We start from the raw sequence: 24989 nt of genomic DNA, 5'->3' as shown, positions 1-24989 counted from the left end.
GTCCGGCAGGCTGCGCCGCATGGATCCGATCATGGTGCTCGCCGGCCTGGGAGTCGGCATCATCGTCGGGCTCACCGGCATGGGCGGTGGCGCCCTGATGACGCCCATCCTCGTCCTGCTCTTCGGCGTGCACCCGGTCGCCGCCATCTCCAGCGACCTGGCCGCCAGCGCGATCATGAAACCGTTCGGCGGCTGGGTGCACGCCCGCCGCGGCACGGTGAACTGGCGGCTGGTGGCCTGGCTGTGTGCCGGCAGCATCCCGTCCGCCTTCCTCGGCGTCCTGCTGCTGGACATGTTCGGCAGCGACGAGAGCGTCCAGCACGCCGTCAAGATCGCCCTCGGCGTGGCGCTGCTGCTGGCCGCCGGCGGCATGCTGCTCAAGGCCTGGACCGGGCGCCGCAACGCGGACCGCCCCGTCGCCCCGATCACCGTCAAGCCTGTTCCGACCGTGCTGATCGGGATCATGGGCGGCCTGGTGGTCGGCCTCACCTCGGTCGGCTCCGGCTCACTGATCATCGTGGCGCTGCTGGCCCTTTACCCGACGCTGCGCGCCAACGACCTGGTCGGCACCGACCTCATCCAGGCGGTGCCGCTGGTCACCGCCGCGGCACTGGGCCACGCCTTCTTCGGCGACCTCCAGCTCGACATCGCCGGCGCGGTGATCCTCGGGTCCATCCCGGGCGTGCTGCTCGGCTCCCGGATCTCGTCGCGGGCGCCCGGCGGGCTGGTCCGGTCCGCGCTGGTGATCGTGCTGCTGGCCAGCGCCCTCAAGCTGTTCGACCTGCCCACCCTCGTGGTCGGGGTGGTCGCCGGCGTGGCGATCCTGGTGGCCGTCGGCATCGGCCTGCACGGCCGGACGACCCGGCAGAAGGAGCCGGTAGAAGCCGGCATCAGCTAATCCCGCCCCGAGCGGCTGCCGATGTGAGGCGGCGTCGAGTCTCGGGGAGTGCGGATGAACGTACGGCAGAAGCTGCTCGGGGGTTACCTCCTGGTGGCTCTCATGGTGGCGGCCACCGCGCTGATCGGATGGCGGAGCACCACGGTGTCGGCCGAACGGGCCGCCGCCCTGGAGGCCGCCCGGCTGGCTCGGGGCGTCGCCATGGACGTCGCGCTGGGCCTCGCGGCCGACACCGAGGGCGAGGTGATCGCGCCGCTCTACTACAGCCCCGAGGCACTCGACAACTACCTCCAGCGGATGCACGCGACCCAGCACCGCGACGCCGTGGTGGTGGACTCCGGCAAGTACATCCTCGGCGACGTCGTCGAGGAGAACGTCGCGTCGGTCTTCGACCACGATCTCGGCGACGAGGTCGGCAGGACGATCGACGACGGCGAGTCCCGCGTCTTCGTCGAGACCAGCGCCGACTACCCCGGCGGCATCAAGCAGGTCGTGGTGCCGATGAACACCAAGGCCGGCAAGAGGATCGGCGCGGTCATCCTCGAGTACACCCCGATCTACGAGCAGATGATGGCGTCCACCCGGACGTCCCAGATCATCACCATGGTCAGCTCCGCCGTGGTGATCCTGCTGGTGCTGGCCCTCGGCTTCGGGCTGTCCGGTTCGCTGATCCGCCGGATCACCTCGCTCACCGCGGCGGTCCGCACCATCCGTTCCGGGGACTACTCGCTGCGGGTGCCGCCGGACGGCCGCGACGAGATCGGGCGGCTGGCCCGCGCCTTCAACTCGATGGCCGAACAGCTGGAGCTGTCGGCCCGGGAGATCCTGGCCAAGGAGTACACCGACAGCATCCTGGCCAACGCCGGCGAGGGCATCTGCGGCATCGACCCGGCCGGGCGGATCACCTTCGCCAACGACGCGGCCGGGCGGATCACCGGCCTCGGCGCCGGCGGGCTGCTCCAGCGGGCGGCCACCGTGCTCTTCCCGGAGGCGGCCGACGGGCTGACCAGCGGCATCCGGGAGGGCCGCCTGCTGCGCCCGGACGGCACCTCGGTCCGGGTCGAGTACAACGTCAGCTCCCTGGAGAAGGCGGGCCGGCCGATCGGCGCGGTCGTCGTGCTGCGCGACGTCACCCGGCAGCGCGACCTCGAACACGACCTGCGCCACCAGGCCCTGCACGACGGGCTCACCGGGCTGCCCAACCGCAAGCTGCTGCTCGACCGGCTGGACCACGCGCTCAACCGGTCCCGGTCCTCCGGCGAGCACATCGCCCTGCTCTACCTCGACCTGGACGGTTTCAAACGGGTCAACGACAGCCTCGGGCACAACGCCGGCGACCTGCTGCTGCGGACCGCGGCGGAACGGCTGAGCTCCGTCCTGCGCCCGCACGACACGGTGGCCCGGCTCGGCGGCGACGAGTTCGCCGTCCTGCTCGAGGGCGCCACCCCGCCGGTGGTGGAGAGTCTGGCCCGCGCCTGCCTGGACGCCATCGCCCGGCCCTTCGTGGTGCACGGGCGGGAGGCGGTGGTGACGGTCAGCGTCGGCGTGGTCCCGGACGCGGCCCGCTACGCCGACGCCGACGAGGTGGTCCGCAACGCCGATGTCGCCATGTACGCCGCCAAGGACCTGGGCAAGAACCGGTTCATGGTGTTCGAGAACCGGATGCACGAGCAGCTGCTCACCCGGCTCGACCAGGAGAACCGGCTGCGCGAGGCGGTGCACCGCGGCGAGCTGCGGCTGCACCTGCAACCGGTGTACGCGGTGCAGGAGGGTCAGGTGGCCGGCGCCGAGGCGCTGGTCCGCTGGCAGGACCCGTTGCGCGGGCTCCAGCAGCCGGGCTCGTTCATCCCGCTCGCCGAGGAGACCGGAATGATCATCGAGATCGACCGGTGGATCCTCCTCGAGGCCTGCCGGACGCTGCGCCACTGGCAGGTGGAGAACCCGTGGACCGCGCCCGCCTGGGTCAGCGTCAACCTGTCGGCCGCACACCTGGACCTGCCCGACCTCACCGACCACGTGGCGTACGCCCTGGCCACCACCGGGCTCTCCCCGCGCTGCCTGGTCCTGGAGCTCACCGAGACGGTGATGATGCGTGACGTCGCGGTCACCTCGGCCCGTCTCCAGGAACTGCGCGAACTCGGCGTACGGATCGCCATCGACGACTTCGGCACCGGCTACTCGTCGCTCGGCTACCTCCGCGACATCCCGGTCGACGTGCTGAAGCTCGACCGCTCGTTCATCACCGGCCTGGTCGGCAACGGCCGCCAGCAGGAGCTGGTCAGCGCCATCGTGCAGCTCGGGCACACCCTCGGCCTGCGGGTGGTGGCCGAGGGCGTCGAGGACGCCGAGGAGCTGAACCTGCTCACGGCGATGGGCTGCAAGTTCGTGCAGGGCTACCACCTGGGCCGCCCGGAGCCGGCCCACCAGCTCTACGAACGGCTCACCACCCCGGCCCTCAACGGCTGAACCGGCCGGAATGGAATCGGCCACCGCCCACCCGGGCAGGCGGGTGAGCGGTGGCCGTGATCGGGTGCTGAGCCGGGTCGGCGCCAGGGTGGAAGGGGACCGGCGCCGACCCGGGGGTCAGCTCTGCACGAAGACCGAGACGGTCCGTGCGGGGACGGTGAGCGTGCCGGTCGCCGCCGCGAAGGACGCGGAACGGGTGACCGGGTCGGCCGAGGCCCGCTGCACCGGGTGGAGGGCGACCTTCTTACCGGCCAGCGCGGGCACCTTCTGGGTGGCCGCCGTGGTGCCGGCGTTGAAGACGACCGTGATCGACTTCCACTGACGGTCCACGCCGCGGGCGTCGATCGTCATGGTGATCACGCCAGGGGTCTCGTTCAGGCCGGACAGCGGGAACGACACCCGCTGCCGCACCTGCGAGCCGGTGGCCAGACCGAACGCCGGGCTGGACTTCCGGATCCTGAGCAGCTCCTGGTAGAGGTTGTTGGACAGGTTCATCGAGGCGCAGTCCGGCACCAGGGCCGGGTCGGCCAGCAGCGGCTTGGCGTAGGCGTACTTCGACTCGTTGTCCGCCTTGGGCGGCAGACCCCGGCCGAAACCGTTGCCCCGCGTGCAGTCCCAGATGATCTGGTTGAACCAGTCACCCGAGTTGAACGAGTTCCGGTCCAGCGACTTGGAGCGCAGGATCTCGCTGCCCGCGGTCACGAAGCCCGCACCCTGCCCGAGCACCGTGGTGGCCAGCGCCACCGACTGCGCCCGTGCCCGGTCCGCGGCCGTGGTGGCCTGGGGCAGCTTGTACGCCAGCGCGTCGTACAGGATCTCGTTGTCGTGCGCGTCGACGTAGGTGATCGACTCACCGGGGTCGACCGTGTAGCCGGCCGGCGCCCCGTTGTAGTCGACCTGCGAGCCCTTGACGGTCGCGCCGGACGAGTCGGTGAACGTGTAGTCCGCCAGGTTGCCGGTCAGACCGACCTTGATCAGGTCCTGGTAGTGCAGCAGGCGCGCCTTCTGCTCCGCCGCGGTGCCGTTGACCGCGTCGCCGTTCGGGGCGCCGGCCAGGCCGGACGCGAAGCCCTGGATACGCGGGTTGTTGTCGAACGGGCCGCCGCCACGGACCGCGTCCCGGAGCCGGTCGTTGAACACGCCGATCCCGGTGCCGCCCATGTTCAGCTGGGTGGCCTGGATGAAGCGGGCGTCGTTCGCCACCTCACCGAAGTTCCAGCCCTCGCCGTACACGTAGATGTTCTTGCCGTCGACGCCGTCCTTCGCCAGCGTGAGCTTGTCCAGGGCCTTGCGCACCGCCAGGATGTTCTCCTTCGGGTGGTGGCCCATCAGGTCGAAGCGGAACCCGTCGACCTTGTACTGCCTGGCCCACGTGACGATCGAGTCGACCACGAGCTTGCCCATCATCGCGTTCTCCGGCGCGGTGTTGGAGCAGCAGGTGGAGTTGGCGACGGTGCCGTCGTCGAGCAGCCGGTGGTAGTAACCGGGCACGATCTGGTCGAGCACCGACTTGGCGTCGGTCCCGGCCGCCGAGGTGTGGTTGTAGACGACGTCCATGACCACCCGCAGACCGGCCTGGTTGACCCCGGCGACCATGGAACGGAACTCCTTGGTCCGGTCGTCGGGCGACACCGCGTAGCCGCCCTCCGGAACCGTGTAGTGCAGCGGGTCGTAGCCCCAGTTGTAGCCGTCGGTGGCGGCCACCGCGGCGATGCAGGCCTGCTGCTCCTCCGAGTCGGCGGGCAGCGACGCCAGGTCACAGGCGGGCTGCTGCTGGTCGGCACGCTTCTCCGGAATGGTGGCGAAGTCGAACGCCGGGAGCAGGTGCAGGTGGGTGACCCCGGCCTTCGCCAGCTCCTTCAGGTGCTTGGTGCCCTCCGACTCGACGGTGAAGGCGCTGAAGGTGCCCCGCTTCTCGGCAGGCACGGACGCGTCGGCGATCGAGAAGTCCCGGACCGACAGCTCCGAGATCTGGATCTTCGCGGGAGCGGTTGCCGCCGGCTTCCTGAGTCCTGCCCAGCCGGCCGGCGCGAGCGCCGGGTCGGACAGGCTGACGAAACGGCTCCGGGTGGAGTCGGCGGTCAGCGCGACCGCGTACGGGTCGGTGACCGACGCCGTGACCAGCTTCTGCGCGGCCGGCTGCCACGCGGTGACCCGGAACTTGTAGAACCTACCGGCCCAGTCGCCGCGGCCGGACCAGACGCCGGTGCGGTCGTCGCGGGTCAGCGCCACGAGAGCCGGGGAGACCTGGCCGGCGGTGTCGTAGACCTCGAGCTCGACGCTGCGGGCGGTCGGCGCCCACACCGCGACGCTCGCCTTCTTCCCGCTGAGGACCGGGCCGAGGGTGGCGCCGGTCGCGGAGCCGTAGACGTCGTCGAGGACGCCGGAGAGCTGGACGCCGGTGGCCGAGAGCAGCTTGCCTGCGGCGTCGCGTTCGGTCACCACGATCTGGCTCTGGAGAACCTCTGCGAGATCTTTTTTGGAGGTACGGAACGCGCCGTACTGCCAGAGGTGCGGGAACGCCTCACGCTGGGCCTCGGTGAGACCGTTGCGCTGTGCCTGGAGAGACACGGTCTCGTACGTCCCGGTCAGCTCGCCGTCCTTGACGCCGATCCCGCCGGTGGGCGACCAGACCAGGTCGTAGACCTTGCCGTCGGTGCCCGCCCCGACCGGCTCCAGAGTGGTGCCGGTGCCGGTCTTCCAGGCGATCGTGCCCCGGTCCAGCCAGACCGCGGCGGACTTGGTCACGTCGGCCACGCCACCGCCGCCGGCGGTCTTGACCAGCGGCAGCAGGCGGGTCTCCTGACCGGCCAGCAGCCAGACCTCACGGCCGGCCTTGCCGAAGTCGAGGGACTGGTCGCTCGGCAGGTCCTTCTCGTCGCCGCGGTGGATGATGTAGCTCAGCGAGGTCGCCCCGGCCGCGAGCGGCACCTCGAAGACCGCGCCGTAGCTGTCGATCCGGGCCGGGAGCAGCGGGCTCGACCAGTCGGTCGGGTTCGCGGCGCCGGACCAGACGTGCATGCCCCAGCCGTCGTAGTTCCCGTCGGCGCGTTTCCAGTGGACGACCGCCCTGGTGGTGTCCTGCGCCGGGTCGGGCTCGCCGGTGGCGGCCTGCCGGGAGGTGTAGACCTTGGCGTCGCCCTGCTTGACCCAGATCTCCGGGTTGTCGCCGACGTTGATGCTCCGGTCCGCGTCGACGTCCTTGTCGCCGTCGTCGTCGACCACGACGAACCCGACGCTCTTCGCGCCCGGCTTGAGCTTCACGTAGGCGAAGCGGCCGTACGAGTCGGCGCCGGTGAACTGCTGACCGTTGGGCCAGGTGGTGGACATGGACGGGTCGATGTCGCCCCACACGTACAGGTTCTGGTCGTCGTACTCGCCGTCCGGCCGCTGGTAGTGCACGACCGCGTAGCCGGCGGTGGAGGTGGCCTCCGGGGTGCCGACGGTGATGCCCACGGTCGAGGACGCGAGCCGTCCCCTGCTGTCACGCACCACTGCCTTGTACCGCACCGGGGTGTCCCCGGCCAGCCCGGTCAGGTCGTGGTAGACGCGGTAGGGCGCCCGGTCGGCGGTGCCGAGCAGCTTCCATTCGCCGTTTCCGGCCTGGGCCGCGAAGGTCACGGTCGACAGCGGGTCGCCGACGACGTCGGCGACGATCTCGGTGCGGGTGGCGACCGAGGCGTCCGGCTTCGGGCCGCTGATGCTCACGGTCGGAGCGGCGGAGGGTACGGCGATCGCGTTCCCGGCCTTGAGGACGACCGAGGACAGCGCCGGCACCGTGATGGTGATCTTGCCGGTGGCGTCCGAGGTCACCGCCGTGGCGCCGCCGTAGATCCCGGTGAACGTGGCGTTCGGCGTGGACGTGGCGAAGCTGACGGTCTGCGTGGTGGTGGCGTTGTTGGACGCGACCACGTACTCACCCCGCTTCGACCTGTCCAGGCGGGACGCCGCGAAGACGCCCTGGCCCTCGGCCGCGTACCGGGTCATCTGGACGCCGGTGACCAGCGCCGGGTTCGCCTTGCGGAGCTTCGCGAGCGCCGCGATGGTCTGGTAGACCGGGTGCGACGTGTCGTAGTTGTCCACCGCGTGGGTGCTGTCGGTGCCGATCAGGTCGTCGTCCAGGTAGTCCGCGCTCTTGCTCGCGTACATGTCCTGGCGGGCGTCCTTGTCGCCGCCCGGCCCGGTGAAGCCCTGCTCGTCGCCGGAGTAGACGACCGGCTGGCCCCGGGTCAGGAACATCAGCTCGTGGGCGAGCTGGTCGCGCTTGAGCCGGGTGTCGGCGGTCGCCGCGGCGGCGATGAAGGAGCCGATCCGGCCCATGTCGTGGTTGCCGAGGAAGGTGGGCAGCCGGTCGGCGCCGGTGTTGCGGGCGGTGTAGAGGTCGTCCTTGGCGTACAGGGCGGACAGCGCGTCGGCGCCGCTGTTGCCGGTGACGAAGCCGCGCGCCGCCTCCTGGAAGGAGAAGTCCAGCGTGGCCGGCAGCTTGCCCTCGCGCACGTAGGTCGACTGGATCTCCTGGTCGGCGGTGTAGACCTCGCCGAACATGAAGAAGTCGTCCTTGCCGGCCTTCTTGGCGGCCCGCTCGACGCCGGGCGCCCACTGCTGCCAGAACTCCATGTTGGAGTGCTTGACGGTGTCCAGGCGGTAGCCGTCGATGCCGGTGTCGGCGATCCAGTCCGAGTAGATCTCGGTCATGCCCTCGACCACCTCGGGACGCTCGGTGAAGAGGTCGTCGAGGCCGACGAAGTCGCCGTACTCGCTGTTCTCGCCGGCGAAGGTGGAGTCGCCGCGGTTGTGGTACATGTTCACGTCGTTGAGCCAGGACGGCTTCTTGACGGTCCGGTCCGCGGTGCTGCCGAAGACCGGGGTGTACGGGTACGACGTCGCGTCGGTCTCCGGGAACGTCGAGGAGGTCGCGTAGTTGCGGTCCTCGAACGGCTGCCCGTCGGTGTCGGTGTACGGGGAGTCGGCCTTGTCGACGTACGTGTTCGTGTTCTCCGCGTACCTGATGACGTCCGCGGTGTGGTTGACGATGATGTCCAGGTAGATCTTCATGCCCCGCTGGTGCGCGAGCTTGACCAGCCTCTTCAGGTCCGCGTTGGTGCCGAAGTGCGGGTCGACCTGGGTGAAGTCGGTGATCCAGTAGCCGTGGTAGCCGGCCGACACGTCGGCGCCGGCGCCCTGCACGGGACGGTTCTTGAAGACCGGGGCGAGCCAGATCGCGGTGGTCCCGAGGCCCTGGATGTAGTCCAGCCGGTCCATCACGCCTTTGAGGTCGCCACCGTGGTAGAAGCCCTTGTCGGCGGGGTCGAAGCCGGTCGACAGCCGGTCGCCGGAGAGCCCGCCCCTGTCGTTGCGGGCGTCGCCGTTGGCGAACCGGTCCGGGAGCACGAAGTAGAACTGCTCACCGGAGGACGGGTTGTCCGAACCCCACTTCGCGATCACCGCGTCGCTGGGAACGGAAGGAGCCGCGACGGCGGCGGAGGCCGGCACGGCAACGAGTGGGAGGAACAGACTGAGCAGCGCGGCGCCCAGTCGCAGACGGCGGTGTAAAGGTTTTCTCGGTGCCACTGCGCACCCTTCCGATTCGGTGGTATCGGATCGACTGTTATATATTTTCAGGCACCACCCCGGCGTGGACGCCGCCCGATCGACTCCGTAGTGTGATCATGGGACGGCCCGGCGATCCGGGGCACGTTCATCGAACGATCAACTTGTATCGCTCTTGTTGCCGGGACGTTAGCAAGGTCTTGCATCGAATGGAAGACCTTTCAGGACCATGCCGAGCAGACAACAGACCACTAGAGTGGGACCATGCGTGCGCGAATGGCCGATATCGCCAAACAGGCTCAGGTCAGTGAGGCGACGGTGTCGCGTGTCATAAATGACCGCCCCGGCGTCTCGGCTGAAACCCGGCAAGCGGTTCTGACCGCACTCGACGTGCTGGGGTATGAACGACCGGAAAGATTACGCAAGCGCAGCGCCGGCCTCGTCGGCCTGGTCGTCCCCGAGCTCGACAACCCGATCTTCCCGGCCTTCGCCCAGGTGATCGAGTCGACCCTGGCGCAGCACGGCTACACGCCGGTGCTCTGCACCCAGTCGCCGGGCGGCGTCACCGAGGACGAGTACGTGGAGATGCTCCTCGACCGGCAGGTCTCCGGCATCGTCTTCATCTCCTCGCTCGCCGCCGACACCACCTCGGACCGCTCCCGCTATCAGCGCCTGCTCGACCGGCCGCTTCCGATCGTGCTGGTCAACGGCTATGCGAAGGAGCTGGAGGCGCCGTTCGTCTCGTGTGACGACCGGGTCGCCGGCGAGCTGGCGGTCACCCACCTGGTGGCGCTCGGGCACCGCCGGATCGGCATGATCTCCGGCCCCAACCGGTTCATCAACACCCAGCGCAAGCTCGAGGGCTACCGCACCGCCATGAAGCGCGAGGTGGGCCTGAGCGACGCCGAGGTGGACGAGCTGATCTCGCTGACCCTGTTCGGTGTGGAGGGCGGCGAGGTGGCCGCCGACCGGCTGCTGGCCAAGGGCGTGACCGGCATCATCTGCGCCTCGGACATGATGGCGCTGGGCGCGATCCGGGCCGCCCGGCGGCGTGGCCTGCGGGTTCCGGAGGAGGTGTCGGTCATCGGCTTCGACGACTCGGCGCTGATCCCGTTCACCGACCCGCCGCTGACCACGCTGCGCCAGCCGGTCGCCGCCATGGCGGTGGCCGCGGTCCGTTCCCTGGTCGACGAGATCAACGGGCACGGCGCGCCGCACTCGGAGTACCTTTTCCATCCCGAGTTGGTGGTCCGTAACTCGACGGCGGTCGCTCCGATGCGTTCGGAGGTTTCCGTCACCGTCGCCTGACCGAAATCGTGCGGATAGCGCCCGGGCCGCCGTCCGCACGATGAGAGAGCGTTCTCCCGGATGAGGGAAAGACGTCCAGGCGCCTACCGGAATCGGTAGACGCCTGGACGAATTCGTTTTGCGAATCAGCCCTTCGTGCCGCCGGCGGTAAGGCCGGAGACGAGATGCTTCTGGGCGAAGAGGAATACGATTCCGGCCGGGATCGTGACCAGAATGGCCGCGGCGGTCAGGTATTCCCACTGCGGATTGAACTGGGGCACGAACTGGCGCATGCCGTAGGCCAGTGTGAACTTGTTGTCGGTCTGGATGAAGGCCGACGCGTAGGCCACCTCGCCCCACGCGGTGAGGAAGGTGTAGAAGCCGGTCACCGCGATCGCCGGGCGGGCCAGCGGCAGGATCACCGTCCAGAAGGTACGGAACGGGCCGCAGCCGTCCAGCGACGCCGCCTCGTCGAGCGAGTTCGGGATCGAGTCGAAGTAGCCCTTGAGCATCCAGGCACAGAACGGCACGGCGATCGTCAGGTACGCGATGACCAGCGACGGCAGCGTGTTGATCAGGCCCAGGTTCGCCATGATCGTGTAGATCGGCACGATCAGGATGGCCACCGGGAACATCTGGGTGACCAGGAAGACCATCATCAGCGACCGGCGGCCCGGGAAGTTGAACCGGGACAGGGCGTACCCCGTGGTGGCCGAGAAGAAGATGCCGAAGAGCATCGTGAACGCCGCCACCAGCACCGAGTTGAGGAACCAGATCGGGAAGTTGGTGTCGAACAGCACGTACTCGTAGTTGGCCAGGGTCGGGTCCTTGACCAGGGTGAGCTCGCTGCTCTGCACGGCGTACCCGGGCTTGAACGAGGAGAGCAGCACCCAGGCGATCGGGCCGATCGCGATGAGCGACGCCACGATCATGGTGGCGTGCAGCCCGATCGAGGCGGCGATGCTGCGCCGGCCGCGCCGCGGCTTGTTGACCCGGGCCGGCCCGGACGGCGACGCCGGGGCGTCCGCGATCGGCGGAGTGGTCGTCATCTGAGCCATGTCACCAAACCTCGCCTTGCTTGCGCAGCACCCGCCGGTAGAACACCGAGAAGACGAGCAGGATCGAGAGGATCAGCACGCCGTAGGTGGAGGCGAGCGAGTAGTTGCGGAGACCCTCGAAGGCCGCCCGGAACGCTCCGGTCACCAGGATCTCGGTCTGGCCCGCCGGCTGCCCCTCGGTCACCAGGAAGATGATCGGGAACATGTTGAAGGTCCAGATGGTGCCGAGCAGGATCACCGTCATGCTGACCGGCCGCAGACCGGGCAGGGTGATCGCACGGAAGCGCTGCCACGCCGTCGCCCCGTCGATCTCGGCCGCCTCGTAGAGCTCGTCGGAGATGCTCTGCATACCGCCGAGCAGAGCCACCATCATGAACGGGACACCGAGCCAGATGTTGGTGACGACGGCCGTGAACATCGAGGTCCAGCGGCTGTCGAACCAGGCGACCGGATCGACGCCGACCCACCCGAGCATCGAGTTGATCACGCCGAAGCGCTCGTTGAAGAGGAACTTCCAGGCGAAGGCGCTGACGAACGCGGGGACCGCCCAGGGCAGCACGAGCAGCACCCGGTAGAGGCCGCGGAACCGCATCTGCCGGTTGATCATGACGGCCAGGCCGAGGCCGAGACCGTAGTGGAAGGCCACCCCGACCACCGTCCACACCAGGGTGTTGGCGGTCCACATCCAGAACTCGCCGACCTTGCCGGTGAGGACGTTGAGGTAGTTGTCCAGGCCCACGAACGACCAGGCGTTCGGGTTCTCCTTGCAGACCTCGCCACCGGTGATGGACTTGGTGCAGATCTCGGCGAGCTGGTTGGCCTCGGTCTGGTTGGTGAACGAGATCCAGAAGCCGTTGATCAGGGGATAGAAGATCAGAATCGCGAGGACGAGGACGACGGGCATGACCATCGCCCACGCCGACCAGTTCTTGTCCCAGCTCTGCCGCAACTTGGTCGGCAGTCCGACGCGGCCCGGCGCCGGGTCGGCGGTCACAGTGCTCATCAGCTGTGCTCCAGGGGAACGACGGCGGGCGCCGGCCCTCGGAGGGCCGGCGCCTGCTTCAATCGGTCAGTTGGTGGCGTACGAGGGGACGACCTCGGCCTTGTACTTGTTGGCCACGGCGTCCAGCGAAGCCTTGGCGTCCTTGTTCTGGATCAGGACCTCGGTGGCCATCTGGTCGAGCGGGCCGAAGAACTGGCCACCCTCCGGGATCCACGGGCGGCTGACGGCGGCCTCGGCGACCGGCTTGAAGGCCGAGACGACCGCGTTGCTCTTCACCGACGCGACGTCGTAGGCCGACTTGCGGGTGGGCAGCAGGCCCAGCTTGCCGGCGAGGAACGCCTGCGACTCGGCGGAGTTCAGGAACTTGACGAACGCGACGGCGGCGGCGGCCTTCTCCTGCGGAACGCCGGACCAGATCACGTAGTTGTGGCCACCGATCGGGGCGCCGGCCTTCGCCGAACCGGCCGGGACCGGGGCGATGCCGAGGTTCTCGACGCCACCGAAGGCCGGGGCGGTCTTGATGTTGTTGACCTCCCACGGGCCGTTGACGATGAAGGCGACCTTCTTCTCCTTGAAGAGGGTCATCATCGTGCCGTAGGAGTCGGTGGCCGACGGCTTGACCGAGGCGCCGCTGGCGATCAGGTCCTTCGCGACGTTGAGGCCGGCGACGTTCTGCTCGGAGTTGACCACGATCTTCTTGCCCGTGGTGTCGACCAGGTCACCGCCCTCGCCGTACATGAACGGCAGGGCGAAGTAGCCGGCCGCGTTGACGTACAGGCCGTCGACGCCGGTCTTCTTCTTGACGGCCTGGGCCGCGGTCTTCAGCTCGGCCCAGGTCTTCGGGACCTCGATGCCGGCCTTCTGCACCAGCTCCTTGTTGTACATCAGGGCGAGGCTGTCGGTGACCTGCGGGACGCCGTAGGTCTTGCCGTCGAACTTGTTGGACGCCATCGGGGCGGCCAGGTAGTCCGACTCGTCGGCGAGCAGCTCGGAGCCGTCCAGCGAGTACAGGTAACCCAGGGAGGCGAACTCGGGAACCCAGGCGACCTCGGCGCGGAGGATGTCCGGCGCGCCGGTCTTCGCGGCGGCGGCGGTCTTGAACTTGTTCTGCGCCTCGGCGAACGGCACCGACTGGTAGTTGATCTTGACGTTCGGGTACGTCTTGTTGAAGTTCGCGATCAGCTCCTGGAAGGCCGGACCCTCGTTCTTCGCGTCCGAGGTGTCCCACCACGTGAGCTCAGCGGACAGGGAAGCCGGGTCGGCCGCCTTGGTCTCCGTGGAGCCCGACTTCTCCTCGCCGCAGGCGGCGATCGTGAAGGCGAGGGCGACGGAGGTGAGAGCGGCGAGTCCCTTGTTTATGCGACGCATGTTGCGCTCCTTGAATACCTGCTGGGGTTCGACCGGACGGTAGCAAGAAGTTTCGGGCTTAGAAACCCCTTGCGAACGAACTTGCAACACGCCCGCTCGCAAGAACCCGCACGATCCCGACATCGCGGGCGTTGAAGGCGGTTCTAGCTGCTGTTCTGTTACCTACCGGATCGGCTTGGGGAACATGATGGTCATGGAAGCCAGTTACAGGGATCCACCGTCAGGACGGCCTCAGCAGACGGACAAGGGGATGCCTCCGATGCAACTTCTTGCACGATGAACTGAAAGCCCATGCCGGACGGCGACGAGCGACCGTCCGCTCCGGCAAGAAAGACGACAGGCATGTAAAAAGGCGGTGACGGGCATACTGCGCGTCACCGCCTTCACCGGCCACCAGGTGTCAGGTCAACGACTCCAGATCGCGGAGCACCTCGGACACCACCGCCGGATCGAGATCGCCGAGAGCGGCCACCCGGCCGCGGTAGCCCAGCTCGCCGAGCGTCTGCTCCGGGAAGAGGTCCACGGCGCCGGCCGCGATGCCCGGGTCGAGATCCAGAACGACCTCCAGCCCGTCGATCGGCGACACCGTGATCTGGATTTGCACCCCACCGTCGAGCGGTCGCTCCCGCCGCCACCCGCGGCGCTCCAGGCCCAGCACCGCGCCGGTCGGCACCCGGCGACCCCGGAAGCGGGTGATCTTGCAGCCGGCCGCCTCCGCCGGGGTCAGGGCGGCGGTCTCCCGGCCCAGCTGGGCGAACGGCTGCACGATCTGGTAGTCCGTGAAGACCTCCGACCACAGTGGCAGCGCCGCACCCAGGTGGACCGGATGGACCACACCGATGGTCTCGTCACCCGCGATCGTGGTGACGTCGTCGCGCACGTCGGCCAACGTGCCGTCCTCCGCCACCCGGAACCCGCCGATCAGGGCGCCGGACCCGTCGTACCGGCCCCAGAGCAGCCGCCGGGTCAGGTGGCGCACCAGCGGATGCCCGGCGTAGTAACGCCGGAACTCCTCCTCCGGCCAGCGGCGGCCGGTCACCATGGCGCGCTCCAGACGGCGGATCTGATCGGCGGCGAGCGCCCGCACCTCCTTCTTGAGCGCGGTGAAACGCTGGTACGCCGCCGTGGCCCGCTCGGCGTCGTCGCGGGCGCCCGGCTTGGGAAGGTTCTTCAGTCGCTTGCCGGCGCCGTCCACGACGAACGGCTTCAGCTCCTCGTCGAAGCCGACGACGAACCGCCGAGGACCGTAGTCGAGGGTCAGGCTGCCGTCGCCGTCCAGGCCGAGGTCGGGGACCAGGCGGTCGGCGAGCTGCTCGGCGGTGAGGCCCATCGTCTCGGCGACGTGGGCGACCTGCCGCTCGGCCGCGGCCCGGAGACCGTTGAACCGGGACCGCTCGACGATGCGCTGGAGGTGTGTCAACGCGACGTCGGTGCCGATCGCGGCGAGGATCCCGGTGCCGGTGACCGCCCGGGCATGCCCGCTCTGCCCCGGCCACTCCATGATCAGCGGGGTGAGCCGCCGCACGACCTCGTCGTCGCCGACCAGGCCCAGCGCGTCCAGCGCCCAGCCCTGCCGGCCGTTGGCGCCGGCGGCCAGCCAGGCGTCGAACACCCCCCACGCGAACCGGGCGAGGTCCGCCGGCTCGCACGCCGCCTGGACGATCTCCACCCCCGGGTACGGCTCGGTGGGCGGCTGGTGCAGCGCGAACACCATCGCCAACTCCCGCAGCAGACCGGCCGGCAGGACGAGAGCCGGCCCGTCATCGGGCTCGGCCGGCCGCCGGAGGCGGACCGGCGGCAGCAGGGCGGGGTCGAACCACTTGGGGATGGCGGGGAGCTTGCCGGGCAGGATCTCCGTCGGCTCGGTGACGATCAGCGCCTCGACGGCGGCCGCGGCCTCCGGGCCGTGAAACGCGGCGACCGATCGGATCGCCTCGGTGTGACCGGCGGAGACCATGGACACCAGCGTGATCTGGGCCGCTCGCCGGGCGGGACCGTCCGGGCCGAACGCGCGCGGCAGGAGATAGCGCGCGGCGAACTCGGGATGCCGATCGAGCCAGGCCCGCGCCAGCGAGGCGTGCCGGCTCCGGTCGGACGGGCGCGCCTGCATCCGCCAGGCGACGTCCGCGGCGGTGAACGGTTGCATCAGCACCCAGCCCTCGACCCCGTCATTGCGGGCCAGGTGGCGCAGGGGCGGCAGCGCGTCGACCTCGAACCGGGCGACGATCCGCCGCATCCAGGCGCCGCACCCCGGCGTGGGCACCGGCTTCCACTCGGCGAGCAGGGACCGGGCCGTCTCCTCCGGACCGTTGACGAAGAACTCGGCAGCCACACGTTGATCAACCGTCTCGCCACGCCGCAGCCGCTCGGCGACGCCCGCCCAGTCTCCCGGCCCCACCAGGTCGGCTGGGGTGGACAGCCACTCCTCCCGTTCGCCGGACCGCCACACCACGCCGTCCGGCGCATCGAGTGCCGGTAGGGCGAGAACGACGGGTGGGCTCGCCCGCCGCCGGCGCCACGGCGGGTCGGCGAGCAGCGGCGGCAGCGCCTCCGGCGGGGCGGGCACGACGGTGTCCACACTCGCCAGGCACTCCCGGATCCGGGCCGCCGGAGCGCCGGTCAGCCCGGCCACCACCCGCTCGGCGAGCGCCGGGTCGGCCCGCACCCGGCCGGCGAGCAGATCGCTCAGCACGGGCTTGCCGGCCGGGACCGCGAGCAGCCGCAGCGCCCGCTCCGGAAACCGGCCGGTCGCCTCGATCAGTGCCCGGCGCACATCCTGCTGGGCGGCGCGGTCGATCAGGCCGCCGAACGCCGCGTCGTCGGGCAGGACGGCGAGGAGAGCGATCAACTTCCTCCGCTCGGTCATCGGGGGTGTGAGCTCGTCGAGCCTGCGCAGCAGCAGGGGGACCGCGGCCGGCCCGAGACCGTCGACGAGCGTCGCATATCCGCCGGGCCATCCGGCCCCCAGCGCCTCGGGGAGTGCCAGCGCGGTAGCGGCCTGGTCAGGGGTGCCGATCGCGTTCAACAGCAGCGATGCCCGGTAGAAGTCGCTCTTGTCACGGAGGAACCGGATCCGGTCGTCGTACCGGTCGGGCTCGGCGAGCGCCTCGGCCCAGTCCGCCGCCACCCACTCACTCCGCGACGGGACCAGCACCGAGGTGGCGCAGCGCGCGTGCGGGCCGAGAGCACGCAGCGGGGCGAGAGCGGAAACGGTCTCCGCGTGGACGGCGGCCGACGCGGCGGCCAGCGCCGCACGGATCCGCAGCAGCATCAGCATGTGGGGATCGGAGAACAGTGCCCAGGTCCCGCCTTCGCCGACGCGGCGACGGCGCACCCCCATGGTCTCCGTGCCGTCCCGGTGGATCTTGCGGAGCGGGTGTGCGTCGCCCTCGTCCACCACGAACATCGAGAACATCGCCACGACCGCCTCGGCGGCGAAAAGGAGGCCCCGCTCGCTCAGCCAGAGGTCGGCGAACCAGGGATGCCGCTCGTGCTCGTCGGAGTCCAGATGGATGCCGGCGAGGGCGACGACGGCCGCGCCCTCGGCGGGCGCCGCCGGATCCCGGTCGAGCCACGCCCGGCCGGCGGCGGCCAGGGCCGGTTCGGTGAACACGCTGGCGAGCACGCCGGGGATGAAGACGGGCAGCTCCCGCATCTGCCCGTCGACCACCTCACGCGCACGGGGATCCGGAACGACCGGACGGACGCCCGCTCCGCCCCGGCGCGGATGGAGCTGGGATGACCAGGGTTCGGGAAGATCGAACGACATGAACGGCACCGTACCGGCCACCTACGACAGGAACGGGAGCGGCCGATGCCGCTCCCGTTCGGATCGTGAGCCGGATCAGCGGGGAACGACCTTCTCCACCGCCCACTGACGCCATGTGTCCAGCTTGTGCTCCACGACGGCGAGCTGCTCGGCCACCGGGCCCGGACCGGTCGAGCCGGGCGTGGTGCGCGCCGCGAGCGCCGACGACACCGACAGCACCTGCCGCACCGACGGGTCGAGATGCTCGCTGACCGTCTTCAGGTCGTCGTCGGTGAGATCCTCCAGCTCGCACTCGCGGGCCGAGCAGAGCGCCACCAGCTTGCCGGTGATCTCGTGCGCGTCGCGGAACGGCACGCCCTTGCGCACCAGCCAGTCGGCGACCTCGGTGGCCAGCGAGAACCCCACCGGGGCGGCCGCGGCCAGCCGGTCCACCCGGACCGTCATGGTCGAGACCATCCCGGCCAGCGCGGGCAGCAGCAACTCCAGGGTGTCGACCGCGTCGAAGGCCGGCTCCTTGTCCTCCTGCATGTCCCGGTCGTACGTCAACGGCAGGCCCTTGAGCATGGTCAGCACCGCGACCAGGCCACCCACCAGCCGGCCGCTCTTGCCCCGGGCCAGCTCGGCGATGTCCGCGTTCTTCTTCTGCGGCATGATCGACGAGCCGGTGGCGAAGGCGTCGTCCAGCTCCACCCAGCCGAACTCGGTGGAGGTCCAGAGCACCACCTCCTCGCCGAGCCGGGACAGGTGCACGCCGATCAGCGCGGTCACGAAGAGGAACTCGGCCACGAAGTCGCGGTCCGCCACGGCGTCCATCGAGTTCGCCGCCGGGGCGGTGAAACCCAGCTCCTTGGCGACCGCCGCCGGGTCCAGCGGCAGCGATGAGCCGGCCAGCGCACCGGAGCCGAGCGGGCTGATCGCGGTCCGCACGTCCCAGTCGCTCAGCCGCTCCAGGTCACGCAGCAGCGGCTGCACGTGCGCCAGCAGCCAGTGACCGAAACTGACCGGCTGCGCGTGCTGCACGTGGGTGAGGCCGGGCGCCGGGGTGTCGACGTTGCGGGCCGCCTGCTCGGTCAGCGCGTCGGCCAGCTCGATCAGCGCCACGGCCACCCCACGGGCGTGGTCGCGCAGGTAGAGCCGCAGGTCGGTGGCGACCTGGTCGTTGCGGGAACGGCCGGCCCGCAGCTTGCCGCCGAGCGACCCGAGGCGCTCCAGCAGGCCCCGCTCCAGTGCGGTGTGCACGTCCTCGTCCTCGATCGTGGGCCTGAACTCGCCCGCCGCGCAGGCGGACGCCAGATCGTCGAGGGCGGCCAGGATCCGGCCCAGCTCGTCGGCGTCGAGCAGACCCGCGTTCGCCAGGACCCGGGCGTGCGCACGGGAGGCGAGCAGATCATACGGCGCGAGCCGCCAGTCGAACTGGACGCTGACGCTCAGCCGGGCCAGCGCCTCCGCCGGGCCACCGGCGAAACGGCCACCCCACAGCCTCGTCGGCTCGTCGCTCTCCGGCACACCATCTCCTCGTTCGCTCACGTTTCGTTACCTTCCTGGACCCTATCGCTGCACACCGTGCCGCGGCTGGCGGCCCGGCATCGTCGCGGTGAGTGGGACGGCGCGGCGTCTCCGCGGGCGGCCCACGGAGGCGTACGTATAAAAATGCCCTTGATCTGATAAGTTTGCAACATGACCAGCCTCGATCTGACCGGTGATGTCGTCGACCTCACTCGGACCATCTGTGACATACCGTCCGTCAGCGGCGACGAGAAGGCCCTGGCCGACGCCGTCGAGGCGGCCCTGCGCGCATACCCGCACCTCGAGGTGCTGCGTGACGGTGACGCCGTGGTCGCCCGGACGTCGCTGGGCCGCCCGTCCCGGGTGGTGATCGCCGGCCACTTCGACACCGTGCCGATCGCCGACAACCTGCCCTGCGTCATGGACGGCGACATCCTCCGCGGCCGCGGGACGGTCGACATGAAGGCGGGCGTGGCCGTGATGCTGCGGCTCGCGGCCGGGCTGACCGCGCCGCGGCACGACCTGACCTTCGTCTTCTACGACCACGAGGAGGTCGCGGCGAAGCTCAACGGGCTGGGGCGGCTGGTCCGCAATCACCCGGAGTGGCTGGCCGGCGACTTCGCGATCCTCGGCGAGCCGTCCGACGGCACGGTCGAGGGCGGCTGCCAGGGCACCATCCGGTTCAAGATCACCGTGCCGGGCGTGGCGGCGCACGCGGCCCGCTCCTGGAAGGGCAGCAACGCCATCCACAGCGCCGGGGCCGTGCTCGACGTGCTGCGCGCCTATGTGCCGCGGCAGCCGGTCGTCGACGGCCTGCGCTACCACGAGGGCCTCAACGCCGTGAAGATCGAGGGTGGCATCGCCGGCAACGTCATCCCCGACCTGTGCACCGTCTACGTGAACCACCGCTTCGCCCCGGACCGGGATGTGGCCGACGCCGAGGCGCACCTTCGGGAGGTGTTCGCCGGCTTCGAGGTCGAGGTGGTCGACGCCGCGCCGGGCGCCCGGCCGGGGCTGGACCAGGCGGTCGCCAAGGAGTTCGTCGAACTGGTCGGCCTTCCGCCAGCCCCGAAGCTCGGCTGGACGGATGTGTCCCGCTTCGCCGCGCTGGGCATCCCCGCGATCAATTTCGGTCCCGGCGACCCACTGCTGGCCCACACCGACGGCGAGCACGTGCCGGTGCCGGAGATCCGCCGCACCCTCGAGGTACTCACCACCTGGCTGAGCTGACCCCGCTTCCACAGCGATCTTGGACGTCTCGCCACCGATGCGGCTGAGCTGACCCCCACCTTCCGCGATCTTGGACGTTTTGCAACCAGAAGCGGTGGCAAAACGTCCAAGATCGCGAGCTTCGCCGCCGCGCGGGTGCCGCCGCGCGGGTGCCGCCGTCAGTCCGTGGGAGACGCCGCCGCGCGGGCGATCGCGCCCGGCACCGAGTACATGTGGGCGAACGCGCGGGCCTGCTCGCCGGTCCACAGGGACGAGCCGTGGCCGTAGACCACACCGGAGCGGGTCGCGGCGTCCAGCAGGCTGTACGGGCTCTTCGAGCCCAGCAGCACGATGTTGCCCTTGTGCAGCAGCACCCGCACGGTGCCGGTCACCCGGGTCTGGCTGGAGTCCAGGAAGGCCCGGAAGTCGTCCATGATCGGGTCGAAGTAGACGGCCTCGTGCAGCAGGTCGCCGTAGGTGTTGCCGAGCGTCGCCTTGGTGGCCTGCTGCCGGTTGGACAGCACCAGCTTCTCCAGCTCACGGTGCGCCGCGATGAGGATCAGCATGCCGGGCGCCTCGAAACCGACCCGGGCCAGGTTGCCGACCATGGTGGAGCCCATGTGGATGCCGCGGCCGACACCGTGCTCGCCGCCCAGCACGTTGAGCGTGGACAGGATGTCGTAGTTGTTCTCGTTCGGCAGCGGCTCGCCGTCCGCGGTCACCGCCGAGACGACCTCGCCCTTCTCGAAGCTGATCAGCAACTCGACGCCCTTCTCCGGCGCCTCGTCGATCGACTTCGTGTAGGTCCAGGCGGACTCCGGAAGGTACTCCCAGGAACCGTAGGTCTCCTCGCCGCCGATCGAGGTGCCGATCAGGCCCTCGTTGATCGAGTAGAGCTTGACCTTCTCGCTGACCTCGTAACCCCGGCCGCGCAGGAACTCGGTCTCGCCCTCGCGGGTGAGCCGCTCGTCCCGGATCGGGGTGACGATCTCCAGGTGCGGGGCCAGCGCCCGGATCACCGCGTCGTAGCGGACATGGTCCGCCCCGGCGCCGGTCGAGCCGTGCGCCACCGCGTCCGCGCCGACCTCGAGGGCCACCTGGACGACCTTCTCCGCCTGGATCAGCCGCTCCGCGCCGACGCACGACGGGTAGGCGCCGTTGCGCAGGTAGTTCGCCTTGATCGCGTAGGTGACGACCCGCTCGTAGAGCTCGGCGCGGGCGTCGACCACGTGGTGCTCGACGGCGCCCAGCTCCTCGGCGCGCGCCTTGACGACCTCGGCCTCACCGCTGTGCAGGCCGCCGGTGTCGATGTTGGCGGTCACCACGTCCCAGCCCTTCTCGCGGAAGTCCACGAGGGCGTACGAGGTGTCCAGACCACCGGAGAAGGCGAGGACGATCTTGCGCTTGGTCATCGGGGCAGTTCCTTCTCGAGAATCGGTACATATGTCTTACCGTCCCGGCGGACGTGCCCGGGCGGCAGGACATAGAACTCACAGCGGCCCGCTTCGATGTCCTTCTGCATCGCCCGCTGGCGGCTGTAGTCGAACGGATCGAGCAGGAAGGTCGGCTCGGGCAGCTCTCCCCCGGCCGGCAGGGTCAGGTCGCTCTGGTAGACGAACGAGCCCGGCGAGGTGTGGAACGGAACCGTCGCCACCAGGATCTTCAGCGCGCCGAACTCGGTGTGCACCTTGAGCGCGCTGTTGTCGTACTGGGTGACGCCGTCCAGCTTCTGCGCCCGGTAGGCGGACAGGGCCAGCGCCTTCGCCGCCTTGCCGAGACCCACCGCCGGCATCAGCGACCACAGCGACCAGCCCACCCAGCGGCCCGGCTCGGCGGACGGGGCGGCACAGTAGCCGCCCACCGGGACCGGGCCGCGGTAGCCGGAGTTCCGCATGTCCTGCTGCACCTTGCGCAGCAGCCGCTTCACGTCGGTGTCGAACCGGAAGGTGGACCGCTCGACCATGGCCGCGAACTCCTCCTGCGGCAGGCCGGCGATCAGCGCGGCGGCCGGCATCAGGATCAGGTCGACCATCACCCACTGCGGCATCGGGATGCCCCGGTCGCCGAACGCGATGCCGTTGATCACGTTGAAGAAGTTCAGGAAGTCCCGGATCGACCAGTCCTTCTCGGCGGTGTCGGTGAAGTCCAGCCAGGTGAGCTTGTGGCTGTACGGCGTCTCGTTGAGATGTGGCCGCAGCGTCCCGTTGGAGGCCAGGAAGAACTCCACACCGTGCCCGACCAGGCTGTCGGTGTGGTCGGCGAAGTCGGGGAAGCGCGCTTCCACCGCGGGCGGGAACATCATCAGCGGGCCTCCTCGTGGTCCGACCTGCTCCAGTTGCTGAGTTTCTCGGCCAGGGCGGCACCCGAGGTGGGCCCGGAGTCCCGGGCCACCACGAAGATCGTGTCGTCGCCGGCGATGGTGCCGACCACGTCCGACAGCCCGGACCGGTCCAGGGCGCTGGCCAGGAACTGCGCGGCCCCCGGCGGGGTACGCAGAACCGCGATGTTGCCGCTCGAGTCGGTGCCGGTCAGCAGCTCGCGCAGCAGCCGGATGAGCCGGGCCGGGCCGTGGCTGGTGCTCTCCCGCAGCGGCTTGTGCCCGTCCTCCGGGATGTAGTAGATCCCGGAGACCTTCACCGCGTTCAGCTCCTCCAGGTCCCGGGACAGCGTTGCCTGGGTGACCTGGACCCCCTCGTGGGCGAGGATGTCGGCCAGCTCGGTCTGCGACTTGACCTTGCGGGTGCGGATCAGCTCGACGAGCCGGGCGTGCCGTCCCGCGCGGGTAGCCGGGGTGCCATTCACTGATTCGCCGCCAATAGCCATGTCAGCAGGGCCTTCTGCGCGTGCAGACGGTTCTCCGCCTGGTCGAAGACGGCGCTCTGCGGACCGTCGATCACCTCGTCGGTGATCTCCTCGTTGCGGTGCGCCGGGAGGCAGTGCAGCACGATCGCCTCCGGGTCGGCCACCGCGAGCAGCTCCTTGTTCACCTGGTACGGCCAGAACGGGGTGAGCCGGTCCCGGCCGTCGCCCTCCTGGCCCATCGACGTCCACGTGTCGGTGGCGATCACGTGCGCGCCGTCGGCCGCCTCCCGCGGGTCGCGCAGCACCTCCACCGAACCGCCGGTCCACGCCGCGATCTCCCCGGCCCGGCTCACCACGGCCGGCGCCGGGTCGAACCCGGACGGGCCGGCGACCCGCACGTTCATCCCGGCCATGGCGCCGGCGATCAGGTACGAGTGGGCCATGTTGTTGGCCGCGTCCCCGACATACGCCAGGGTCCGGCCGGCCGTCGCGCCGAACCGCTCCCGGATGGTCAGCAGGTCGGCCAGCAGCTGGCAGGGGTGGTAGCCGTCGCTGAGCGCGTTGATCACCGGAACGTTGACGCCGGACGCCAGCTCGGCCAGCCGCTCGTCGCCGTGCGTGCGGTAGACCATCGCCGCGACATAGCGGGCCACCACCCGGCCGGCGTCGGCGAGCGTCTCGCCCCGGCCGAAGTGGGTGTTCTGCGTGTCCACGATGATCGGCTGCCCGCCCAACTCGGCGATGCCCGCCTCGAACGACAGCCGGGTCCGCAGGCTGGCCTTGTCGAAGAAGACGGCGATCGAGCGCGGGCCGGCCAGCGGCGTGTGCCCGAACCTGTTCGCCTTCATGGCGGCGGCCAGGTCCAGGATCTCGGACTGTTCCTCGGGCGTCAGGTCGTCGTCACGGAGGAGGTGGCGGGTGGTCACCGGATACCGTCCAGGGCCGCGATCAGGGCGTCCGCCTGATCGGAGGAGATGATCAGGGGCGGGGCGAGGCGGATCACGTCCGGTTTGGCGGGGTTCACCAGGAAACCGGCGTCACGCAGCCTGGCGGCCACGTCGGCCGAGACCGGCTCATGGAACACGATGCCCAGCAGCAGGCCGGCACCGCGGACCTCCTTCACCAGCGGGTGCACTTCGATGCCCCGCCGGAGCTGCTCCCCCACCCGCTTCACGTGATCGAGCAGGCCCTCGCTCGCGATCGTGCGGATCACCGCGAGACCGGCCGCGCAGGAGACGGGGTTGCCGCCGAAGGTGGTGCCGTGCGCGCCCGGGGTGAACAGATCGGCGGCCCGGCCGAAGCCGATGCAGGCGCCCAGCGGCAGGCCGCCGCCGAGGCCCTTGGCCAGGGTGACGATGTCCGGCTCGACGCCCTCGCTCTGGTGGTGGAACCAGTGCCCGGTCCGGCCGATGCCGGTCTGCACCTCGTCCAGCGCGAGCAGCGCACCCGACGCCGCGGTGATCTCACGTGCTGCCGCGAGATATCCGGGCGGCGGGACCACGACGCCGTTCTCCCCCTGGATCGGCTCCAGGATGACCATGGCGGTCTCCGTGGTCACCGCGGCGGCGAGAGCCTCGACATCACCGAACGGCACGTGCGTGACCTGCGGCGGGAGCGGCTCGAACGGCTCCGATTTCGACGGCTGGCCGGTCAGCGCCAGCGCACCCATGGTCCGGCCGTGGAAGGCGCCCTCGGTGGCCACGATGTGCGTGCGGCCGGTGAGCCGGGACAGCTTGAACGCCGCCTCGTTGGCCTCCGCGCCCGAGTTGGTGAACAGCACCCGCCCCGACCGGCCGGCCAGCGCCAGCAGCAGGTCGGCCAGCGCCACCGGCGGCTCCGAGATGTACAGATTGGAGACGTGCCCGAGCTGCTGGATCTGACTCGTGACCGCGGCGACCACGGCCGGGTGGGCGTGACCGAGGGCGTTGACGGCGATGCCGCCGAGGAAGTCGACGTACTCCCTGCCGTCCTCCGCCGTCAGCACCGCGCCCTCGCCCTTGACCAGGCCGATCGCCGGGGTTCCGTAGTTGTTCATCATCGACTGCTGCCAGCGTTCGACCAGAGTGGTCATGT

At 70.0% G+C, this 24989-nt stretch carries 15 protein-coding genes; 4 read left to right on the top strand and 11 right to left on the bottom strand.

What is annotated here, in order from left to right; genetic code table 11:
• Positions 1 to 19: 19 nt before the first annotated feature.
• On the top strand, positions 20 to 898 hold the full coding sequence (locus KZ829_RS37925) for a sulfite exporter TauE/SafE family protein (RefSeq protein WP_220148656.1): 879 nt from the start codon (positions 20 to 22) through the stop codon (positions 896 to 898).
• Positions 899 to 952: 54 nt separating this feature from the next.
• Positions 953 to 3364, top strand: a complete 2412-nt coding sequence (locus KZ829_RS37920; protein ID WP_220148655.1) for an EAL domain-containing protein — start codon at positions 953 to 955, stop codon at positions 3362 to 3364.
• Between the two features lie 117 nt (positions 3365 to 3481).
• Here the strand turns inward: KZ829_RS37920 and pulA are convergent, their stop codons facing one another.
• Entirely contained in the window at positions 3482 to 8857 is a 5376-nt protein-coding gene (pulA, locus tag KZ829_RS37915) for a pullulanase-type alpha-1,6-glucosidase (RefSeq protein ID WP_308285836.1), read from the bottom strand.
• A gap of 321 nt (positions 8858 to 9178) precedes the next feature.
• Between pulA and KZ829_RS37910 the strand changes: the two genes are divergently transcribed.
• A complete protein-coding gene (locus tag KZ829_RS37910; protein WP_220148654.1) occupies positions 9179 to 10222 on the top strand; it encodes a LacI family DNA-binding transcriptional regulator in 1044 nt (347 codons plus the stop codon).
• A 125-nt stretch (positions 10223 to 10347) separates the two neighbouring features.
• Here the strand turns inward: KZ829_RS37910 and KZ829_RS37905 are convergent, their stop codons facing one another.
• The 5 genes from KZ829_RS37905 to argH form a co-directional block, all read right to left on the bottom strand.
• Positions 10348 to 11259: a sugar ABC transporter permease gene (locus KZ829_RS37905; protein ID WP_220148653.1), complete on the bottom strand. Its 912-nt coding sequence runs from the start codon at positions 11257 to 11259 to the stop codon at positions 10348 to 10350.
• 1 nt (position 11260) lies between these two features.
• On the bottom strand, positions 11261 to 12262 hold the full coding sequence (locus KZ829_RS37900) for a carbohydrate ABC transporter permease (RefSeq protein WP_220148652.1): 1002 nt from the start codon (positions 12260 to 12262) through the stop codon (positions 11261 to 11263).
• 66 nt (positions 12263 to 12328) lie between these two features.
• On the bottom strand, positions 12329 to 13630 hold the full coding sequence (locus KZ829_RS37895) for an extracellular solute-binding protein (RefSeq protein ID WP_220148651.1): 1302 nt from the start codon (positions 13628 to 13630) through the stop codon (positions 12329 to 12331).
• Between the two features lie 400 nt (positions 13631 to 14030).
• Positions 14031 to 17399 carry a DUF4132 domain-containing protein gene (locus tag KZ829_RS37890; protein ID WP_220148650.1) on the bottom strand — a complete coding sequence of 1123 codons (3369 nt, stop codon included), beginning with the start codon at positions 17397 to 17399 and terminating at the stop codon, positions 14031 to 14033.
• A gap of 75 nt (positions 17400 to 17474) precedes the next feature.
• Positions 17475 to 18926, bottom strand: coding sequence for an argininosuccinate lyase (argH, locus tag KZ829_RS37885; protein WP_183226595.1), 1452 nt, complete (start codon positions 18924 to 18926; stop codon positions 17475 to 17477).
• A gap of 150 nt (positions 18927 to 19076) precedes the next feature.
• On the opposite strand from argH, the gene dapE reads away from it, so the two are divergent.
• Positions 19077 to 20135 (top strand): succinyl-diaminopimelate desuccinylase, encoded by a 1059-nt coding sequence (dapE, locus tag KZ829_RS37880; RefSeq protein WP_220148649.1) that lies wholly within the window; start codon positions 19077 to 19079, stop codon positions 20133 to 20135.
• A 158-nt stretch (positions 20136 to 20293) separates the two neighbouring features.
• On the opposite strand, the gene argG is transcribed toward dapE, so the two are convergent.
• Genes argG through KZ829_RS37855 form a run of 5 tightly spaced genes read right to left on the bottom strand, consistent with a single transcriptional unit; the run spans position 20294 to position 24987 of the window.
• Positions 20294 to 21526: an argininosuccinate synthase gene (gene argG, locus KZ829_RS37875; RefSeq protein WP_220148648.1), complete on the bottom strand. Its 1233-nt coding sequence runs from the start codon at positions 21524 to 21526 to the stop codon at positions 20294 to 20296.
• Positions 21523 to 22416 (bottom strand): hypothetical protein, encoded by an 894-nt coding sequence (locus tag KZ829_RS37870; protein ID WP_220148647.1) that lies wholly within the window; start codon positions 22414 to 22416, stop codon positions 21523 to 21525. Before KZ829_RS37870 ends, argG begins: the two co-directional genes overlap by 4 nt.
• Positions 22416 to 22916, bottom strand: a complete 501-nt coding sequence (locus KZ829_RS37865) for an arginine repressor (RefSeq protein ID WP_308285835.1) — start codon at positions 22914 to 22916, stop codon at positions 22416 to 22418. The genes KZ829_RS37870 and KZ829_RS37865 overlap by 1 nt, the downstream gene beginning before the upstream one ends.
• Positions 22913 to 23842 carry an ornithine carbamoyltransferase gene (gene argF, locus KZ829_RS37860; RefSeq protein WP_220148645.1) on the bottom strand — a complete coding sequence of 310 codons (930 nt, stop codon included), beginning with the start codon at positions 23840 to 23842 and terminating at the stop codon, positions 22913 to 22915. Before argF ends, KZ829_RS37865 begins: the two co-directional genes overlap by 4 nt.
• Positions 23839 to 24987, bottom strand: a complete 1149-nt coding sequence (locus KZ829_RS37855; RefSeq protein WP_220148644.1) for an acetylornithine transaminase — start codon at positions 24985 to 24987, stop codon at positions 23839 to 23841. The genes argF and KZ829_RS37855 overlap by 4 nt, the downstream gene beginning before the upstream one ends.
• Positions 24988 to 24989: the final 2 nt, after the last annotated feature.

The organism is Actinoplanes hulinensis, assembly GCF_019429605.1.
Classification (GTDB): Bacteria; Actinomycetota; Actinomycetes; order Mycobacteriales; family Micromonosporaceae; genus Actinoplanes; species Actinoplanes campanulatus.
Note: the sequence above shows the minus strand (reverse complement) of the source record. Positions and strands in the feature narration are given on the sequence as shown.

Bases quoted from the DNA above. Each gene is read 5' to 3' on its own strand.
- dapE (WP_220148649.1), top strand. From the start codon at position 19,077: ATGACCAGCCTCGATCTGACCGGTGATGTCGTCGACCTCACTCGGACC.
- argG (WP_220148648.1), bottom strand. From the start codon at position 21,526: ATGACCAAGCGCAAGATCGTCCTCGCCTTCTCCGGTGGTCTGGACACC.
- KZ829_RS37925 (WP_220148656.1), top strand. From the start codon at position 20: ATGGATCCGATCATGGTGCTCGCCGGCCTGGGAGTCGGCATCATCGTC.
- KZ829_RS37900 (WP_220148652.1), bottom strand. From the start codon at position 12,262: ATGAGCACTGTGACCGCCGACCCGGCGCCGGGCCGCGTCGGACTGCCG.
- KZ829_RS37905 (WP_220148653.1), bottom strand. From the start codon at position 11,259: ATGGCTCAGATGACGACCACTCCGCCGATCGCGGACGCCCCGGCGTCG.
- KZ829_RS37870 (WP_220148647.1), bottom strand. From the start codon at position 22,416: ATGATGTTCCCGCCCGCGGTGGAAGCGCGCTTCCCCGACTTCGCCGAC.
- KZ829_RS37895 (WP_220148651.1), bottom strand. From the start codon at position 13,630: ATGCGTCGCATAAACAAGGGACTCGCCGCTCTCACCTCCGTCGCCCTC.
- KZ829_RS37890 (WP_220148650.1), bottom strand. From the start codon at position 17,399: ATGTCGTTCGATCTTCCCGAACCCTGGTCATCCCAGCTCCATCCGCGC.
- KZ829_RS37920 (WP_220148655.1), top strand. From the start codon at position 953: ATGAACGTACGGCAGAAGCTGCTCGGGGGTTACCTCCTGGTGGCTCTC.
- KZ829_RS37855 (WP_220148644.1), bottom strand. From the start codon at position 24,987: ATGACCACTCTGGTCGAACGCTGGCAGCAGTCGATGATGAACAACTAC.
- KZ829_RS37910 (WP_220148654.1), top strand. From the start codon at position 9,179: ATGCGTGCGCGAATGGCCGATATCGCCAAACAGGCTCAGGTCAGTGAG.